The 21,488-nt window shown below is 45.5% G+C and carries 7 protein-coding genes; 4 read left to right on the forward strand and 3 right to left on the reverse strand.

What is annotated here, in order from left to right:
* Positions 1-267 precede the first annotated feature (267 nt).
* From BUB37_RS00720 to BUB37_RS00735, 4 genes are all read left to right on the forward strand, one after another.
* Complete coding sequence (locus tag BUB37_RS00720) at positions 268-5,286, forward strand: fibronectin type III domain-containing protein (protein WP_170863096.1); 5,019 nt, start codon at positions 268-270, stop codon at positions 5,284-5,286.
* A gap of 310 nt (positions 5,287-5,596) precedes the next feature.
* On the forward strand, positions 5,597-10,609 hold the full coding sequence (locus BUB37_RS00725) for a hypothetical protein (RefSeq protein ID WP_072986888.1): 5,013 nt from the start codon (positions 5,597-5,599) through the stop codon (positions 10,607-10,609).
* A 1-nt stretch (position 10,610) separates the two neighbouring features.
* A complete protein-coding gene (locus BUB37_RS00730; RefSeq protein WP_139278052.1) occupies positions 10,611-12,674 on the forward strand; it encodes a fibronectin type III domain-containing protein in 2,064 nt (687 codons plus the stop codon).
* An 875-nt stretch (positions 12,675-13,549) separates the two neighbouring features.
* Entirely contained in the window at positions 13,550-17,752 is a 4,203-nt protein-coding gene (locus BUB37_RS00735) for a T9SS type A sorting domain-containing protein (protein ID WP_072986893.1), read from the forward strand.
* Between the two features lie 72 nt (positions 17,753-17,824).
* Here BUB37_RS00735 and BUB37_RS00740 read toward each other — a convergent pair whose 3' ends face one another.
* From BUB37_RS00740 to BUB37_RS00750, 3 genes are all read right to left on the reverse strand, one after another.
* The gene (locus BUB37_RS00740) at positions 17,825-18,103 is read right to left on the reverse strand and encodes a F0F1 ATP synthase subunit delta/epsilon (protein ID WP_072986897.1); all 279 of its coding nucleotides are present in this window, start codon (positions 18,101-18,103) and stop codon (positions 17,825-17,827) included.
* Positions 18,104-18,169: 66 nt separating this feature from the next.
* A complete protein-coding gene (gene atpD / locus BUB37_RS00745) occupies positions 18,170-19,678 on the reverse strand; it encodes a F0F1 ATP synthase subunit beta (protein ID WP_072986899.1) in 1,509 nt (502 codons plus the stop codon).
* Between the two features lie 183 nt (positions 19,679-19,861).
* Positions 19,862-21,478, reverse strand: a complete 1,617-nt coding sequence (locus BUB37_RS00750; protein WP_072986901.1) for a G-D-S-L family lipolytic protein — start codon at positions 21,476-21,478, stop codon at positions 19,862-19,864.
* Between the last annotated feature and the right edge of the window lie 10 nt (positions 21,479-21,488).

The following is a 21,488-nucleotide window of genomic DNA, read 5'->3' on the forward strand; positions in this document are numbered from 1 at the left end:
ATGAACAGTTAACAGTAGGCAGTGGGCAGTGGGCAGTGAACAGTTAGCAATTAGCAATTAGCAATGAACAATTAACAGTGAACAGTTGGCAGTGGGCAGTGGACAATTGACAATTAACAGTGAACAGTTAGCAATGAGCAATGAACAGTAGGCAGTTGGCTGTGGGCAGTGGGCAGTGAACAGTTGGCAGTGGGCAGTTGGCAGCTATTAGTTCTAAGAAAATTAAAAAATATCGGACCGTTGATGACCAACAGCGTTATAAAACATATGAAAAACAACGATTTAGCATTGCAGCATCCCTTTACAAACCCGGTAAATGGCCGTGGCGCATGGCGCAAGACCTTCGGTAAGGGTCAGGCTGTGCTTTTATACATGCTTCTTTTCTTCCTATGCTTCCTGGGTAGCCTCGCGGTAAACGCCCAGTCCTTTCCCGTTCAGGTGATTCCTCAGGTAACCCCGCCGGCGCCGATCTATTTCTCCGATTATGCCGATGCGAGTACCTTGGGCAGTCCGCTCCGCGTGCAGATCATCTTGAACGATTTTGAGATCGCCAACCGCGAGATACGCCTGCGTACCTATTTTGAGGGCGGGGGTATCAGCTTTCATAGTAACGATGTGGTGCTAGGTGCCGAAAAACTCTATTTGGAAGGCGGCGTGCCCTTGGTACTCACCAACGTACAATTGGCCCCGTACTTTAGGTTCGAGAACATTAGCGGAATATCGCCCAACGTATACGGAAAAGCCATTCCCGAAGGCGCCTACTCCTTTTGTTTTGAGGTGTACGATGTACTGACGGGCAACCGCCTGTCGCAAAAAAGCTGTGCCACCAGCGTTGTCTTTCAAAACGAACCGCCCTTTCTGGTCGCACCGAGAAACAAGTCCAACCTAGCCGAAACCAATCCGCAGAACATCGTCTTCCAATGGACGCCACGCCACATCAACGTGAGCAATGTGGAATACGAACTGAGCATCGTGGAGATCTGGGATACCCAGGTAGACCCGCAACAGGCCTTTTTAAGCTCTCCGCCCGTTTTTCAGGTCACGACCACCGCCACCACCTACGTATACGGTCCGGCCGACCCGCTTTTTCTTTCGGGAAAAAACTACGCCTGGCGCGTACAGGCCAAGGCCAAGCAAGGGGTCGAGGAAATCGGACTCTTCAAAAACCAGGGCTATAGTGAAATCTATTCCTTCAGCTATGCCGGCACCTGCGACCTGCCCATCGGTATCAACCACGAAGTAAAGGGCAGTACCAATGCCAATATCTTTTGGGACGATTTCGCTACCGATGTGCCCGAATATACGGTGCGGTACCGCCAAAAGAACATAGAGGGAGCGGAGTGGTTTATGAACAAGACCACTTCGAACCAAACCACCCTGTGGGACCTTAAGGCAGGCACCACCTACGAATACCAGGTGCAAAAACAATGCTCGGTGACCGGAAGCGATTGGAGCATGGCCAAGGAGTTTACCACCTTTATCGCCGACGACGAAGCCAGTGTCTACGACTGTGGCATAACGCCCGATTTTGATGTTTCGAACAAAGAGCCCCTGCCCAGCATCTCCTCCGGTGAAAAGTTTATGGCGGGCGACTTCCCCATAAATATTTTAAAGGTAAGCGGTAAAAATGGCCGTTTTACGGGTAAAGGATACGTGACCATCCCTTATTTGAACAGCATTCGAGTGGGCGTAGAGTTTACCAATGTGCTTATCAATACCGACAAGAAATTGGCCGAAGGTACCGTAGTCACCACCTACGACCCGAGTTTAAAGAACATCTTGGACATAAACGAATCAGTCGATACGGTAGAAGATGCCGTTGATGCCGTGGGGGAATTTTTTGAAGGAGATAACGACCTAGATGAAATTCGCGTCAACTGGGCCCTTAGATCTAAGAAAGATATAAAAATAAAAGGTGGTAAAGTCGTGATCACCAACCCCAATACGGGGGCAACCAAATCGGAACCCTTAGGCGACGATATGGTGATTACCGACAGTGAAGGGAAAACCTATTACGTAGATGCGGAAGGAAAAATAACCGAAGGGGGATCACTTGCTACTGGCGGGGCCATAAGCCCGGATACCGTAGAAGGCGTCTCGAACAACGGCCAAATAGAATCCTTAACGGCAGAAGGTGTTCTGGTCACCTTTAACGAAGCGGGTACGTATGCCATGGATATAATGCCCAAGGGCGAAATAGGAAAGCTCAAGGACGAGTACACAGTTATAAAGGATGCGGAAGGCAACGACTATGTGCTTACCCACCATGCCGTAAAGAATAGGGCAAGCACCAAAATAAAGGCCAAAATCGACATTAAAAACGATGCCTACGATGTATCGGATGTCATCTTCAAGACCAAGCATGGGGATAGTATCCCCACGACCTTCAAGGGCAATCAGGCCACCTTGACCTTGAAAGGCAGGTTTACCTTCGAAAACGAGGTAATCTATGCGGTCGTACCCGACAAGGACGACAGTACAAAACAACTTACGGCCGGGGCGTTTACCCTTTGGCATCTATCCGAACGCACCGTAAAAGTGGCCCTGGTTTCCGTTAACGGCGCCTCTTTGGGTAATATCGAATCCAACGTTTCCGACATCTTCAAAAAAGCGGTGGCCCGTATTGAGTTCGGCGAGAGCCTTTCCCTTTCCGTCACCAAGGACGAACTAGGAAGCAACCAAAAATTGGATGTAGGCGAAAGCGCATGGGCCGCGGCCTATAACGAGGAACAGAAGATGCTCGTAAACAAGGTGAAGCAATTGCCCAACTATAAGACCGACACCTATTATGTCTTGGTCTTCAACGACATAGAACCTTCAGAATCCATCGGTGGATTTATGCCCCTACAGCGGCAAATGGGCTTTGTATTTGGCGGTGACCCAGATGATGGTGAAGATAAGAACGGGGACAAGAGCAAGACCTTGGCCCACGAAATAGGCCATGGTATTTTCGCCCTTCAGCACCCCTTCGCTGAATATGACATGCCTGAAAATCAAACCGATTGGCTCATGGATTATGGCAGTGGAGACCAATTGCCCCATACCCATTGGGCCCAGATCCATGACCCGGCCCTTAAATTCTACATTTTTCAAGATGAGGAGGATGGTTTATTAATACAAAACGGAATCACTCCATATCTTAACATTCATGAAAAAAATTGGGATAATTATTGTTTTTTGTCTCCTATTGGTACTGCAATAGATATACCGGGTGCCACCCATGTAATGTTTAATGAAGATGGGGCCGTAATTGCTTTTAAAATAGGTAATGAAAAATTTTTAGGGCTTTATAACCCGGCCAAGCAGCGTTTTATAGGATATCTCAACTCTACTTCAAAACTGATTACAAAAGAAATGAGTCTCACAGAAGACTTTAGAAAAAAATTCAATGAAGAAAAATTCACCAATATCAAATTTGCTGAAAAATCCAAAGATATTGTCGCAATTGCTAAAAAAAAGCATAAATCAAGATATTTGGATTGTATCTATCAAGTGATATGGGAAAATTCAACAATAGGAAGTAGCTATACTGGTATATCAACCCCGCCCTTTATTCCAAATGACGGTACCATAGAGAATTTTATTTCTGGCAATCAATGTGCAAATGCTACAAGTGATGGAATAATCGATGGCCCAGGTGATGTAGTTTATTTTAAACTATTTGAGTTTGTTGACAATGAAGAAAGAATAAAATTGATAGAGTTTTCAAATTACTTATCCGATTTATTAAAAAATAAAACCTTCGCGTTCTACGGATATGGTTTAGAAAATTATGAAATATCCAATTCGATTAACAAAGAAGTTTTAAATTATTTAACAAACAATAAGATTTATTCCAAGGAAAAATTTGAAGAACATTTTCCCATTCAAACATTCTCACGTGACAAAGACATAATATTTTCCACAATTGATTTAAGAAAAACAATACCAAAGGATTATAATTCGAAGGAAAGTATAGATTATGAAATACTCAATGCGACAGGGGAAAAGCGTCCATATGAATATTCTTTCTCTGATTTGACAGTTCGACTTCAATATTTAGCCGACGACACTTTTATTAAAACGGCCATTCATAAAATGGAAGCCGAAGGTAGAGCTGAGCCAATTTCTCAAAAAGACGGATACAACCAATACGTAGCTAAGTATGGTACTGATGCCGCGTTTATTCTATGGGCAGAATTTGCTTCCAATGCTAGCAAAGATGTTATGTCCGCTTATTTTATCCATAGAGTCACTGCTGAATATGGTGTTGCCCTCTTACAAGAAATTTCAAAAGAAGCGGCAGAAAAATTCATATGGGGAGTACTAGAGGAATCTATTCCGAATTACCTTGCAAACGAATTACTTGACGAAGATCAATTTAGTAAAGACTTCTTTCAAGATGCATTGTTAGCAGGTGTCAAAAATACAATTAGCCCCACAGGTAGAAAATTTACGGATGTTGCAATTGAGAAAGGATATGATTGTCTCATTGGACTTGATATATCAACAATTGATGGTCTTTTATTTTCAAAGTCAAAAGAAGAATTGGAAAAATACTTACTGTATGGGTCATTTGAATGTGTTTTTCCAATGATTGCTCCCAAACTGTTTGATTATGTACTCAAAGGTAACCCGGTCGCAAAAAAAGTACACAAATATTTGACAACAAAGCTAAATATTGACCATAGTCAGACCCCTGATTTAATGATTAAAATGTTGGGGATGGAAAAAAACTTAAAGGGGAAAAGCGAACATTATAGAAGTGTTTTAAAAGAAATCATTACTACAGAATCTGGCGCCCAAGCAATTGATGTTTTAATTAAAGCAAATTTTGACTATACCACGTTATCGGTCTCCAATTTAAGAAGACTAAAAAATGTCGTAGAAAAATGGGGAAACAGTAATGAAATGGTGGAATTATTCAAAAGCACAACCGATGTAAACAGAATGCTGATTTACATGGAAAAAATGGTGAAATCACCACAAGAATACAAAGAGCTATTAAAAAAAATAGGCGAAAATGAGATGTTTTCAAAAACAATAACGATAAATGGAAAAACAGTGAATATAGAAACCTATTTCAATAGTTTTCATGACGGGTATACCTATTATCACAAACAAGAGAATAACATACATTACTATGCGAAAATGAACGGGGCCGACGGTTTGCGTATCATAATAGACCTAACCAATAGTGCTATTCCTGTGATAAAAAATATATCGTATGGCACAGCAGCTAACGTTCTGAAAGATTTCATATCAAATTCGATAGAATATAAGTTGGACATTTCAGATGATAACTAGCGAAACATATAAACATATAATTAATGGCGTGCGGAACACCCCTCTAGCGCAAGCATCACGCTCGTACCATGTTCAAAACACCCCTGTAAAGTAGTAGGGTACTACTTTACCGTCCCCCCAAGGGGACAATAACCCCTACTTCGGCAGGCTCGGCGCAAGGCTTCGAAGGGCGGGGGATGTAGGATCGAACCGATGCAGATAGAAGGGAAAAATAGAAAGGTGAATAAAACAAAAAGAAGAAAAAATAAAAAATGATTGAGTCTCCCTTAGTTCCCTGGGGAGTACATAAACACGAAAAATTTCACGTAGTATGAAAAACAACTACCTGTACATAGTTTCACTCCTATGCTTCGCTGCCGTCGTGTTCGGCCAGTCGGCATACGCCCATGGCAACCCCTGGGCACATACAAGCTATTCCCTCCTGACCAGCAATATCGGGTCAAAAAGCTTATCGACACCCATAACGGAAAAAGATTCGACCTCGGCAAGTCCAAAGGACAGTGTCAAACTCAAAAAGGCAGATGCCCGACAGTTGGCCCACTTACAACAATTGGCGGCCCTTCGCGGCTCGGTATTGACACCCGCCGCAACGGCTCCTACCCCCCCTAAAACAGAAGAAGCAGCCGTTGAGGAAGAAAAGGTGTTCCGTTCCTTCCCTTCTTTGGACCAACAGTTGGCCGAAAGCCAAGACTTTAACGTGTCCTTCGCCAATCGCGCACCTGAGTTCAACGAGGCCTACCTGGCCGAAAACTTCCAGCAAAACCCTGCCGTAGAAAAACTGATCAATAATGCCAAAGGCGCCCTCGATGCCGTCAAGGAGCTGGGCAACTTTGTAGACATCATAACCGGCAAAGACCTATTGGAACTCCCGGTGGGGCTCAAAAAGACCGACCAGACCTCGAACAACTCCGTAGAGCTCGCCATTACCGAGGTAAAGTTCACCCCCGGCTATGCCCTACTCAAGGTATGGGCCCGATTGATCATACCCGAAAAGGGCGAAGTTAAAAACGAAAAAGATCGTGGCATCGAACGCGAACTCTTTTTTGGGGCCGAAAACGTAAAACTATCTTACGATGGCGGCCTATCGGGCGATATGAAACTGGTGCTGTTGGGCAACCAGGCCATCCCCATACAAGGCGACAACTGGCTATTGACCCTAAAAGGGGGAATAGACCTCAAAAAAAACACCTTTGGCGACCAATCGTATATCGAGTTCGATTGCTCCGACCTAAAAGGCATCAGCCTTGAGGGCGACCTGCGGGTGTCGCGAAACGTACTCCTGCCCATTGACGAGAACGGTAATTACGTCTGTTCCGACAAAGGGGATAACCAAAATATAAAAGACAATGAAAAAGCCATAGAAAACAATTGCTACGTCGGCACCTCGTTCAGCGTAAAGGCCGAAGGTTGGAACGACCTTTTGGTCAATGTCGACCTACCGCGTTTTGAGGTGGTGGGCCTCAAGGGATGGGGCTTCAACCTTACCAACGTAGTACTTGATCTAAGCGATAGTAGAAACGCGCCCAAACTCGACCTTCCCGAGGAATACGACCAAATCTACCCCGGTGAGGACAAAAAACTATGGCGGGGCTTCTATGCCGAAGAAGTAAGCGTTATGCTGCCCGAGGGCATCAATAGCACCAAGAAATCGAACGGCAGGGTCGAATTCGGGGCCAAAAACTTGGTATTGGACAGTCAGGGTGTCTCGGGCACCTTCTATGGGGAAAACGTTCTAAAAACCGGCGATGGCGCCGCTGGCAAATGGGCCTTTACCATAGACGAGGTAAGCATTTCCCTTTCCCGAAATTCATTGACCGACGGATCCATCGGCGGAGACATTGCCGTTCCCATCTTCGAAGAGCCCATGGACTACGAAGGATACATAGCCCAAAACGGATATGGTCTGGAAGTGGGACTCAACAGCAACTACAAAACCCCCGTGTTCTTGGGTGAAATGCAACTCGAACGCAACTCCAGCGTAGCCATTGATGTAAAAGAGGGCCATGTTTACCCCTCGGCCAACCTAACAGGAAAACTCTCCGTTATCGGTGAAATAGGCCAAAAAGAGGGGGATGCATCGCCCAGCGCCGAAGAAGCCGAAGCGAGCGGAAAGGGGTTCAGCTTTCCCGGAATCGAGTTTCAAGAACTAAAATTGGAGACCGAGCCCGGTAAAAAAACCATAAGTGCCGAGAGTTTCGGTTTTACCGGCGAAATGAAGCTGATGAACTTTCCCGCCTCGGTCGAAAACCTCGAATTGGTCACCCCCAAGGATCAGGTCGGCCTTTCCTTTGACCTAAAGATCAACCTTGATGGCGAAGGATCCCATGCCACAACCAGCATGGACATTATGGGCAAGTTGGAAGACGGTGCCAAAATCCATAAATGGAAATTTGAAAAAGTATCGGTCGATGGTATTGAGATCGATTACACCAAAGCCAATTTTCAAATTACCGGCGAACTGGATGTTATGGAAGACGACCCTGTCTATGGCAACGGGTTTAAGGGGAATCTCACCGCCACTTTCAAAAAATTAAAGTTCAGCGCCGAAGGCAATGCCATTTTTGGGAATAAGGATTTCAGGTATTGGACCGTGGACATCGCCACCAACTCCATACAAAACGAGGGCACAACGAAATTGCCCATTAAGGCTTTCGTCGGTGGTCTATCGTACAAAATGCAAAAGGTCAGCGGCAACAGTTCCGGCTTCGAACCGGGAACGGCCGTTTATAAACCCGATGCCAATACTGGGCTAGGGGTACGTGCCGGGGTAAAAATCACCACCGAAAATGCCGACGCCTTCTCCTGTAAAGCCTATCTCGAAATGGAGTTCAATGCACATGGCGGACTCAACCGGATCGGATTTATGGGCGAAGGGGCCATCATGGGCAAGGACGAAACAAGTCCGGACGACCTAAAGAAATCGGCAGAGGTCGCCGAAAAAGTCGATCAATCGCTACAAGACAACTCTGCAGCTGCCCAAAATAAACAATACGGAAACTTTATGGCCGCGGCCAAGGAATCGATTCCCGTACACGATGTAGCTGCTTCGGGCAAGGTCGGTGTGTACGTGGGTATTGAAAAAGATTTTGTCAACGACACCTTTGACGGCGAATTTGAACTCTATATGGATCTCGAGGCCATCAAAGGCGGAGGAGCCAATAATTTGGCCGGCTATGCCAAAATACACACCGGCCCCACTGACTGGTATATGTATATCGGTACGCCCGACCAGCGAATAGACCTGTTGTTCAACTCCGGCGTTCAGGTAAGGGTCGGCGGCTACTTTATGACCGGAACAAAATTACCGGCCCCAGGCGACATCAGCCCCCACCCAATAGTTACCAAAATTTTGGGCGATGATATATTGAGGGGCGAACGCAAGGACAACCAACTTACTGCAGGAAAAGGCTTCGCCTTCGGTATGAATTTCGGCTACGGCTATGGCTTCGATTGGGGCCTATTCTACGCCATGGTAGAAATCGGTGCCGGTTTCGATGTCATGCATGCCTATTACCCCAATGCCAAATGTGTGGGCAGACCAGGACCCGTTGGCAACAACGGCTGGTATAGCATGGGCCAGGTATACGCCTATTTGTACGGAGAGTTCGGTGTTAAGGTAGACCTCGCCTTTATCAAAGGGAATTTTACGATTGCCGAGGCGGGCGTTGCTGCCGCGCTAAGAGGCCAATTTCCAAACCCGGTCTATATTCAAGGGTATGTAGGTATGTATTACAAAATCTTGGGCGGACTTGTATCGGGAAGAATGAGGATGAAGGTAGAATTAGGGGAGGAATGCGAACTGGAGAATATTAACGACACCATTGGCGTTCCGATGATCTCCGATGTAACACCTAGGGATGGAGACGATGATGTTTCAGTATTTGCGGCTCCTCAAGCCGTTTTCAATTACGCCGCCAACTCGGACTTTACCGTTGATCTAGAAGAGGGGGTCAGGACCTTTAAGTTGCAGTTGAAAAACTTTACCGTCACTTCCGAAGGCCAAGAAATACTAGGAAGTTTAGAGTGGAACGACACCAACGATGCCGTTACGTTCAAACCGGAACGCCCCTTACCTTCGGAAAAAGAGGTAAAAGTGGTGGTCGAGGTCAGTTTTGACGAAAAGATTGATGGCACCTATAAAACCATGACCGAGGAAGGCAAGCCTGTCTTGGAAAAACAGGAGATTGTCTTTGTTACCGATAAGGCGCCGGACCATATTGTATGGGAAAACGTGGCTTATTTGTACCCTGTGAAGGAGCAGCGAAATTTCTATCCAAAGGAATACAAGACGGGTTATGTCAAAATGATCCAGCCCCAGGACAATCTCTTTAACAAAGGCTTTGAAATAAGGGCCGAGTTTGTATCCAGGGCTTCAGGGCAGGGTGTCCGAACCCCTGTTAGTTATGACAAAAACAAGGGCATGGTCTTTTTTGATATTCCTGATTTGATGCTTGATGCCGAATACGACCTGAACTTAATGGTCTTTCCTCCGGGTCAGGAAATTCCCACGGAAATCGTCGTCGAGGAAACCGAATTGTTGGCAGACGAAGAAGGAGGGGACACTACGTGGTACGACCCCGATACCGAAACCCAAAGTACAAAAAACGTATCGGCCAGCGCAGTAGTGGCCAACAAAAAAGCATCAAGTGTTACCATTTCGAATGCCGCCCCAAAATCTATTTTTGATTATCCCTTCAAAACAAGTAGACATGAGACATTTGGGGATAAAGTCAAGAATTTAGAGCCCACAAACTATCTCCTTAATGCATCCATATATGCCGATGTCCATTCATTATCAATTCAGGTTACAGATTATGAATATCTTGATATACTAGAAGTAATTGGGAATTCTTACACTCAAACAAAACCTTTAGTTTATGCTGAAGCGGTCTTAAATGACAGTTATTATAAGAAGAAAATCGGGCCTTTGTTGTATGATGATGATATATATCCACTAGGCGGGAATATAGAATTAGATAGAGACACAACAATCCTAGGGGTTCCCCCTATTAGATCTTTTGTTATCGGTGACGAGTATATGGCAAACCTAGCCTCGAACCCAAGCTCATTCTGGGTTAAAAATAGAATACCACATATCTATAATTTGCCTTACCAATACAAAGCCGATATGGTCAATTTGAGAGAGAAGTTTATAGAAATTTATTCCGAAGGAGAAGGTGATAAAGAAACATACAACAACTTCAAGTATTTGATGACGAGTTTTCCTCCTTTACCCTTGGGGACTTATAATGCCAAATTAATTTATAGAACGCCTGGACAATTATATCAAAAAGGATATCCCATAAAATACAAAAATCAATAGTTTGAAAAGAATTTCTTTTATCATATACATGCTCATTAACCTTTGCTGGGGCCAAGACTCAACCTCGGTTCAACTTATTTCAAGGTCGCTTCCCGACAAGGTGATGCTCAGGTGGGCCGTAGACCAACCTTTGGGCTGGAAAATGGGCAACGAATACGGCTTTTACGTAGAACGGTCTACCATTTCACGCAACGGGGAGGCCGTAGTTCCCATAGAACGAAAAATGCTCTTTCAAGAACCCCTAAAACCAAGACCTCTGGAGGAATGGGAAACATTGGCCAACCAAGACCAGAACATAGCTGTCCTGGCCCAGGCCCTTTTTGGGGAAACTTTTGAAACCCTAGCTCCAAAAACCGGGGTTTTGGGAAAAATCAACGCCGTTAACGACGAATTGGAACAGCGCTTTACCTTTGCCCTTTTAGCTGCCGAACAAAGCTTTGAAGGAGCCAAACTAGCGGGTTGGGGGTTAGTGGATACCTCTGTGGTTCCCGGAGAAGCATACGTTTATAAAGTTACGGTGGCCCTGCCCGAAGATGCAAACATAAAAATCAAGGAAGCATCAACATATGCAGGAACCCATCTTTACGAAAAATTGCCCCAACCTATTGGCTTGGCAGGTATTTTTAAAGACTCCCATGTGTTACTAAGCTGGAACTATAACCTCTTAAGCAGTATTTATACGAGTTATATCGTCGAAAAATCGGCCGACGGCCTCAACTTTGAAGAACAGAACCAACAACCGATTTTTAATGCATCACAACATGCAAATGACAATAACATTGCCCTTTATTACACCGATTCCATACCCAACGACAAGACCTTTTACTACCGCGTAAAAGGTAAAAACGCATTCGGCGAAATTGGGCCTGCCAGTCCTATAGTACAAGGGAAGGGCAAAAAATCATTGGAATATGTACCGAGAATTTATAGAAAAGAAATGCCCACCGACCATAAAGCCATTCTTTATTGGGAATTTAAAGAAGAGGGAAGCGAACTGATTACCAAATTTCAACTAAACCGGTCAAACACCAATGACGGCCCTTTCAGAACGGTAATAGACAATATTCCACCTACAAGCAGAAGCATCTCCTACGATAAATTGGACCGTATTAATTACTTCACGGTGTCGGCAGTGGATAAAAACGGAACCAAAAGTGAATCGCTTCCAGTCATGGTACAACCTGTAGATTCCGTACCTCCTGCAGCACCTAAAGGTTTGATTGGAACAATGGACACTACGGGCATCGTAAGGCTCTCTTGGGCCAAAAATCTGGAAGAGGACTTAAAAGGATATAGGATCTTTAGGTCTAACAATCCGAATACAGAATTCAGTGAAATCACAACAGAAACACACGACTCGGAAAATTACAACGACTCACTATCCATTCGTAATCTGAACACCAAGGTGTACTACAAACTACAGGCAGAGGACCAAAGGTACAACAGGTCGGGATTCTCCCAAATGTTGGTGGTCAACAAACCCGATTTAATTCCTCCTTCACCCCCTGTACTTACAAAATACGGGATTTCAGAAGAAGGAATCCGAATCAGCTGGGTGCCAAGCAGTAGTCCGGATGTCTCATCCCATCAGGTCTTTAGAAAGATCATAGGCAAACAGACGGATTTATGGGAAAAGATCCATGAAACCGCAACAAAAAGCGACACTACCTTTTTAGATTCCCGGGAATTGGAACAAAATCGGTATTCCTACATCGTAGTGGCAAAGGACTCTTCGGGACTGGAGAGTACTCCTTCGGCTCCTATTACCGTTGCGTGGAGCGGTAAAACGATCAAGGACGACGATCTTAAATTTTCCGGTACGGCAAACAGGGAATTACGCTTTATACACCTTTCTTGGAAAATAAAAGACCAAGAGGTTCTGGAATATCGATTGTACAGAGGAACAACGGTAAACGACCTTAAACTATTTAAAACATTCAATAAAGATGTAACTAGTTATAACGATATCGATTTGAAGATAAACTCCGAATATACGTATGGGTTACAATTCGTTTTGATATCTGGTGCTCTCTCCCCCGTCAAGAAATTGGAATTAAAATATTAAGTATGCCTAATTTAATAAAATATTTCATAATTGGATTCATTATGCTTACGACCAAGGCTTTATATGGTCAGTATAAATACTTGATAAGTTTTAAAGGTAACATTACCTACGACGATTATGTTAGTCCTTCTATCAATTATTATTCTTATGATATCTATATAAATGGAAACAATAGAATTTATCGACTTGCGCCAGAGTCCAGTACAATCAGTTTAGAAGAAACCATTGTCTTTAGCTCCTCTACACCTATAAGCTCTATCAATATCAGGGTAACCATTAATAACAGTGCAGCCACACCTAATGGAGCAGCTTCTTGTTCTTATCCAGCTAACCAGTATGATGTAGATTTAAATATTGATAGTTGTCTTTATTCTCCCATATTTAATTCAGGTTGCTTAACCGTTAATTGGGATTATTATTCCTTTAGTGAAATTCCAAATTTTCAAAATTACAATTTTTACGACCCTATTAATAATTCACTCGGAATTTGCGAAAGACTAACAATTCAAGCCACTCAAACAAATTGTCCAGCCATTTTTCCATATGCTCTTGAGGCAAGTATAAATGACCCGTTATTTTCAGATTCATTTGAGCTTGCTCCTTTTAGTACAAATCGATTTAGTTATTCAACTAATATAAATAATATTCCGGGTTTAAATCCTAGTGATTTATTGTATATAAGAGCAAGATATACATCCAATAAAAACGAAACTAACCCTCTTTATTATTCTGAAATTTTAACTTATGAAATAATAGATTGCTCCATAGAACTAAGAGAAACAAACCCTATTGAAACAACGGATGCAGAATGCTACGATAGATCCAATGGTAGTGTCGCCTTAAATTTTAAATCTGATGTAGAGAAAGATTATGAAATGCGATATTTTATATATCAAGGGAATTCTTCTTCTTTTCCCCAGGGTGAAGAAAAAAACGAAAATCCAAATACCGCACAGTTTCCACAAACCGTTGCCAATGTAAGGTTCAGCAATGGTAGCAGTCCGAATCAGGTAGGGCCTCTAGAGCTAAACACCACAGATGGAAGCTATAAAGGAAACTCCGGTAAAATCTTGGGAGAAGGATCCTATTATATTTTATACCAAGAAGTAAAATATGAGGGTGACAATGTAACCGTAAAAAGTGGAGAGCTCTATCCAAAATCAGGATCATTCACCATCCGCCAACCCTCCGAAATCATCCCCTCGGCCACCATAACCCAAGCCTCATGCGACAATCCCAATGCCGTCATAAAATTCTCCGCAACGGGAGGTAATAATTTGGATGCAAGTGGCACTTACTACTACTCATACCAGCTGAATGGTGCCGGTGATTGGTTTGAGGTAACTGGGGACGAGGCGGAAGTCACCCCTACCGATACGGAACAAACCGTTAAAATACAAGCCTTTTATCGCTTAAATGGACAGAGTGAAGAAGACCAATGTAGCAGCTCAACCGTACTTTTGGACACGAAAATAAATGCCGCCATCCCCAATCTAGAGATTTTGGAGGCAACGGCAGGTGTAGCGCCCTCTGCCCAAGGCCCCGATTATTTCATTACCTTAAACTACGAAGGTGGAGTACCGAATTATACCTTTCAACTCGAAAAACTGAATACTTCCACCTCGAGTTTTGAAGTGGTTACAAACCCAGATTTTCTGCATAATTCAATTAATAAAAGTGCGCAGTTTTCCGGTCTGGAAATTGGAACTTACATAATCGTAATCACCGACGGAAACGGATGCACCCAAACCTCCGACAACATCATTGTTACCGCATCACCTCCCCCAAGCATTGAAGCGGTCGAATCTTCCCCTATGTTGTGCTCTGGCGATCAAGGTTCCATAGCAGTAACAGTTTCCGGCGGTCTGCCCCCCTATAACTACCAATGGACCATTAATGGTACCGTTTCCGCAACACAAACGACTTCTTCCCCTCAAATTTCGCTTAACAACTTAACCGAACCGGGAACGTATGTTCTGAAAGTCGCCTCCGATGGTTTTACGGATTTCGACGATGCTTCAGGCTACGTTAGCACCTCTATCGAGCTCGAAGCCCCCATAGCAGTTGTAGTTGATCAAGAAAACACGACTATTACCCCAATAAGTTGTTACGGTGCCCAAGATGGAAGTATTGTGGTAAGCGCATCCGGAGCGACAAATTACGAGTACAAGCTCGATGCCTATGACGATTGGCAACATTTGGTCAATTTTACCATCCCTATTGCTACAGGAGGGGTGTATGACCTATACCTTCGGGACAAGGATACCCAGTGTGAGGCTCCTCCATTGCTAGACTCCTTCCTCGTAGAAGAACCCTCCGAAATTATAGTCTCGGAAAATACCGATGCACACATGAATGTTAGCTCAAACGGAGGCAACGATGGCTCCATAGTCATTAACGTCTCGGGAGGACTCCCGGAAATCGACCCCAATGAGGAATACACCTTTAACTGGGTAGGAACGGGACCTAACAATACCTCCTTCTCGAGTACCGACCAGAATATAAGCGGACTTATAGCCGGGTTTTACGAAGTAACCGTATCCGACGCCAATTCATGTACATCGGCCACCTTGTCGATCGAGATTACCGAACCCGGACCCTTGGCCATAAACAATGTCGAAATTCAAAACCAGATATCTTGTTCCGATTCAAATGACGGTTCCATTACGGCCGATGTAACCGGCAATGCGCCCATTACCTTCGAGTGGTGGCGTAACGGGTCGCTATACGAAATACGGGTCGACGAAAATACCATCTCCAATTTGCCGCCCGGGTCGTATCAACTTTTCCTAAATGACGGAACCGTACCTACACCCCTCGAAAGCGCTATCATCGAACTTGTCGCTCCGAGTACCCTAACGGCCGATGTCGCCAGTTCTTCTACCTGTTCCGGTATGGATAGGGGTACGATCAGCATCTCCAACGTTACCGGGGGTACGCCTGGAGCCTTTCAAGACTATACCTATAGTATCGACAATGGCAATTCTTTTCAAAACTCGCCCTTGTTCGAAAATGTTCCGGCCGGCAACTATACGGTTATCGTGCGTGATGGAAATGGCTGCGAATTCGTACAGACCGATGTGGTCGTAGACCAATACCCCGAACTGGTTTGGGACCCCGACAATACCATCGTTGTTCCCGTAAGTGCCGCCGGAAGAAGTGATGGGGCCATCTCACCCATATTTACCGGTGGGGTCCCTCCTTTTAGCTACAGCTGGACAGGCCCTGATGTAAATGGCACAACCACAAAAGACATCGATAACCTAATGGAGGGTACCTATACCGTTACGGTAACGGACAGTAACGGATGTACCCTCCAGGAAAGCTTTGAGATTTTAGAACCCGGTGAACTGACCATCGTTCTTGAACAAACCGAATTCTTATTGTGCCATGGCGATGATTACGGCGAAATCATGGCCCGTATCCAAGGAGGGGTCGAGCCCTACACCCTCGAATGGTACCAAAGCTCCAGCGGCTCCGACAATCTATTAAACGAGGAATCGCCGATCTTGGCCGACCTTACTGTAGGGGCTTATTTTTTAAGGGTAACCGATGCCAACGGCATAACCAAGGATTCGAACCCGATTACCATTACGGAACCCGATCTGCTTACCGCAAGTATCGATAATACCACCCACGTGCTATGTAGTGGCGAGGCTACGGGTGCCGTCAATGTAACGGTGGAAGGGGGAACGCCCCCCTATACCTATGTGTGGAGCAATGGCGAAACCTCCCAAAACTTGACCGGCGTACCTGCCGGGGAATACACCTTGGAAGTTGTAGACGAAAACGGATGTTTTGCCATGGTAGCGGCCACTGTCAATGCCGCACCCGATGCCCTTCGTATTTCCGATGCCCAGGTAACCCATGTATCCGAATATTTGGCGAACGACGGAAGCATTTCCTTGGAAATCGATGGGGGCGCCTTTCCCTTCGATATTAGTTGGTTAAGCCTATTCGATGGCCGTGTTATTGGCGACAAGGAAAGCATTTCAGGCTTGGGCGCAGGCTCATACCAAGTATCCATCTCGGATGACAATGGATGTAGTGTTATCGAAACCTACGAGATTACCCAACCCGACATCATAGAAGAAACCATTGTACAACCCGCCTGTGAAGGCGATTCCAACGGAAGCATTACATTATTGGTCAACCGGGGCAACGGAGAGTTTACCTATGAGTGGAATACCGGGGAAACCACAAGTTCGATAACAGGGCTATCACCAGGGGCTTACACCGTAACGGTAACAGGGCTGGAGAACGGTCCAATTACCCGCACCTATGTATTGGAATACCCAAAACCCGTTTCGGTCGATTTGGGTGAAAACAGAACGCTTTGTGTCGGCCAAGAACTGGTACTGGATGCCACTATCGAAGATGAAAATGCCATATATCAATGGTCTTCGAACAACGGCTTTACAAGCGACGAGGCCATGGTGACCCTGACAAAAAGCGGTACATATACCGTTTTAGTGTCAACATCCACAGGATGTTCGGCCGAAGGAAGTATTACCGTAGAGATAAGCACGGAAGAGATAAGTGCCGAATTTGCCGCCTCTACCCAGGTATTCGCTGATGAAACGGTGGTCGCCGTCGATATCAGCTACCCCCTACCCGAAAAACTGGAATGGATACTGCCCGACGAGGCTACGGTTTTGCAAAAAGATAACGATGAGGCCGAGTTTAGGTTTAGTGAACCCGGTGAATATGAAATAGGAATCGCAACCTATAGGGGCGACTGTAAGGCCCAACAAACCAAGAAAATAATCGTCGTTGCACCCGATGCTTCCGTAAAGAAGGAAGATAGCCAAGGTGGTCAAAAGTTGGTGGAAGACTTTATCATCTATCCCAACCCTAGCAGTGGACAGTTTACTGCCGACGTCAACCTAAGCGAAAAGGGCAATATCAGTATCAAGGTATTCAGTTTGGCCAACAATGCCCTTATGGCCTCTAAGAAAGACCGTGGGCGTTCGTCGTACATCCTTCCTTTCGACATATCGGGCCTACCGGCAGGCGTCTACGCCGTTTTGTTGGAAACACCCTACGGGAAGGTCCTTCGAAAGGTGATTAAGAAATAAAGGGACAGGATCGACCATAAAAAAACCCAAAAGCAAATGCTTTTGGGTTTTTCTGTTAGTATGTTATTCTTCCTAATCGGCCAGAACGATTACTTTGTTGTCCTTCATTTCAACAGTTCCGCTTGTGATGGGCAAAATCGTTTTTCCATCGGCGTCTTTTGAAAATTTGGATGCATAGTCCTCATCGATCGTAACGTTTCCATCGACTTTGACATTGCCTTCTTGCAACAACGAAATAATCGGTTCGTGGTTGTTCAACATCTGAAACTCGCCATTTACCCCCGGTACGGTTACCGAAGTAACTTCCCCGGCGAATAAAGTGGCTTCCGGTGATACAATTTCTAAATACATAATTTTTCAGTATTCGGCATTCGGCGTACAAACAGTTTTCTAACAACTGCCGACCGGATTGCCTCGTTACGCTTCGGCCAACATTTTCTCACCTGCCTCGATAGCCTCTTCGATGGTTCCTTTAAGGTTAAAGGCGGATTCTGGAAGGTGATCCAACTCTCCGTCCATAATCATATTAAAGCCTTTGATGGTTTCCTTGATATCTACCAAAACGCCTGGGATACCGGTAAACTGCTCGGCCACATGGAAAGGCTGTGAAAGGAAACGTTGTACACGTCTTGCACGGCCAACCGCCAACTTATCCTCTTCGGAAAGTTCCTCCATACCCAAGATGGCGATAATATCCTGTAGCTCTTTATAGCGTTGCAATAGCTCCTTTACCCTTTGTGCACACTCGTAATGGTCTTTACCCAAAATCTCTGGAGTCAAGATCCTCGAAGTAGAATCCAATGGGTCTACCGCAGGGTAAATACCCAACTCCGCAATCTTACGCGAAAGTACCGTAGTTGCATCCAGGTGGGCAAAAGTTGTTGCTGGCGCAGGGTCGGTAAGGTCATCCGCAGGTACGTAAACCGCTTGTACCGATGTAATGGAACCTCTTTTGGTAGAGGTAATACGCTCTTGCATGGCACCCATTTCCGTAGCCAAAGTAGGTTGGTAACCCACCGCAGATGGCATACGTCCCAAAAGGGCCGATACCTCTGAACCTGCTTGGGTAAAACGGAAAATATTATCAACGAAGAAAAGTACGTCCTTACCTTGGCCTTCACCGGCACCGTCACGGAAATACTCCGCTATGGTCAACCCTGAAAGGGCTACTCGTGCACGGGCTCCGGGAGGTTCGTTCATCTGACCGAATACGAAAGTCGCCTTCGATTCCTTCATAGCGGTTTTGTCGACCTTGGTCAAATCCCATCCGCCATCTTCCATAGAATGGAGGAAGTCGTCACCGTATTTAATAATGCCCGATTCCAACATCTCACGAAGCAAATCGTTTCCTTCACGGGTACGCTCACCAACACCGGCAAATACGGAAAGACCACCGTGCCCTTTGGCAATGTTGTTGATCAATTCCTGGATCAATACGGTCTTACCAACACCGGCACCACCGAACAAACCGATCTTACCACCTTTTGCATAAGGCTCGATCAAATCGATAACCTTGATACCAGTGAAAAGAACTTCGGTAGAAGTAGAAAGATCTTCGAATTTTGGAGCCTCGCGGTGAATGGGCAGGCCATCTTCACCGGCCTTTGGCAAATTGCCCAGACCGTCGATGGCATCGCCGATTACGTTAAAAAGACGACCGTATACCTCGTCTCCGATCGGCATTTGAATAGCACTACCTGTCGCAAGCACATCAGTTCCACGGCTTAGACCATCGGTAGAATCCATTGATATGGTCCTAACGGTATTTTCACCTACGTGCGACTGTACTTCTAGCACCAACTTAGAACCATCCTTGTTAGTGATTTCCAATGAATCGTAGATTTTTGGAAGGGTATCACCTGATTGAAATTCAACATCAACGACCGGCCCAATGATCTGCGAAACTTTACCTGTAACTTTTGACATTACCTTATTAGTTTAAAAAATTCAATTGATTAACTATTGATATACAGGTTTTTTCACCTGTGTTTTTCAGGGGGCAAAGGTAGGTTTTTCAACTTTAATTGAAAACTACTTTTTGTTCTTTTTTAGCCATAAAAAACGGCACTATACAATAGCGCCGTTTTTTGTTGATTCTCAAACAACAAACTACCTTAACGTGGGTGAATAATTTGTAGGATAATTACCTATATCGTACAAAGAACCCGAGGCTTCAAAATTAGACCCATAGCTTGCATCAATGGCTTTCATAAACTCATTGGCCAACAGGGCGTAGCCCCTAGCGGTCAGATGTACGCCATCCAAGGAAAACCCTCCCCCGGTCACCAAGCCGGCGCCCAAGGTATAGTCCCCGTCCGTAACGCCACCTTGGTCAAGGTCTTGCAATAATTGGTTCGTATCGACAAAGGCCAATCCCGCTCCTGAAGCTGCAGCGGAAAGGGTGGCGTTAAATTCGTCCGTAGCCACTTTGACCTCATCCTGTTCCTCCGGGGTCAGGACCCATTTGTCGGCCAGGGGCAATGTAACGCCCTCAACTGAAAACTGGGCCGCCATGGCATCCGGAAACCCGAAGCCCTTAAGTGCATTGAACGAAAAGGCGTTCACTTCGCCTATGGTCGTACTGCTTGACAAGACCAAAAGATCGTCTTCGGTGGCCATTCGTGCCTGCCCGTATGCATCACCCATCAATGTTGCGACGGTTGGCGCGGCCGCTTCGGGAAGCCCAAATTGTTGAACAAAGGCCGGAAAGGCCGGATTGGCATTCAACACCCCTGTAATCTGGGCCGATAAGTCCGCCAAATTTTCGTCCAAGACAACAACGGCGTTATTGATCGAATCATTAAAAACAATTGACCGTTCCGGCTGGCCTAAAAATTCAAATACCTGGTTCAGCGCTCCAAAAAAGGTGTTCAAAGTGGGTACTTGGGACGCAAAATCGTTCATATTGGGATCAATGGGATCGTGGGGGACGGTCGTAAAATGCGGAATGGACGTTACATAGGGAATATTGGCCATAACCCCCTTGGCCCCACTTGAAGTCAAGGTGCTTACCAGCGTACTTACCGCAAAATCGAAAGTGGCCTTATCGGTAATGGGGTCGGTACCGTCACCCCCGGAAAGGGCGTAGCCCAAAACATCGTTATTGCCCACCCAAAGTGTAAAAAAGGTCGGCGACTGTGCCATGGCCAGTTCCAAGACCGAAGCGTCGGGCGTACTTCCGGTCATACGTATAAAGTAGGGGTTGGCCAATCCGGCCTGAAGGTTGGCGATGTTGCCATAACCCGGAGCCAACAAGTGATAACTCTTGGCCCCCGGCACGCCCAAATTATTGAAAGGCCCGGTTGGATTGTTCAAAACAATATCCGTTGTCGGTTCAATCGGACCGACCACCTCTTCGAGACCTGCGGGTCCGGACCCATCGAAGACCAATCTCGGGTCAAAACCCTCGATCCGCGTACCCCCCGCAAGAAGTCCGCCAATGTTATCGTTCATTAAGGGCTGGGAGAATTCGCCCCCACCGGCCAAGGCGAATTTGGCCGCCAAAAGGTTGGGTATCGAATTCTGTTGTCCCGCCATAAAGAGCGCATTGTCGGTAAAACCTGCCGTTAATGAGTTTCCTAGGGAAACGTAGGTTGAAAAATCAGCCGAACCCGCCGAGAGCTCCGGTGCTTCGACCACCTCTTCGGTACGATCAAAATCGGCTTCATCGTTGCACGCCACCAAGGCCAAGGATAGGGCCAAAAAGGCTATATATTTTATTTTCATGATCAGAATA

The sequence above is a fragment of the Pseudozobellia thermophila genome (assembly GCF_900141855.1).
In the GTDB taxonomy this organism is placed as follows: Bacteria; Bacteroidota; Bacteroidia; order Flavobacteriales; family Flavobacteriaceae; genus Pseudozobellia; species Pseudozobellia thermophila.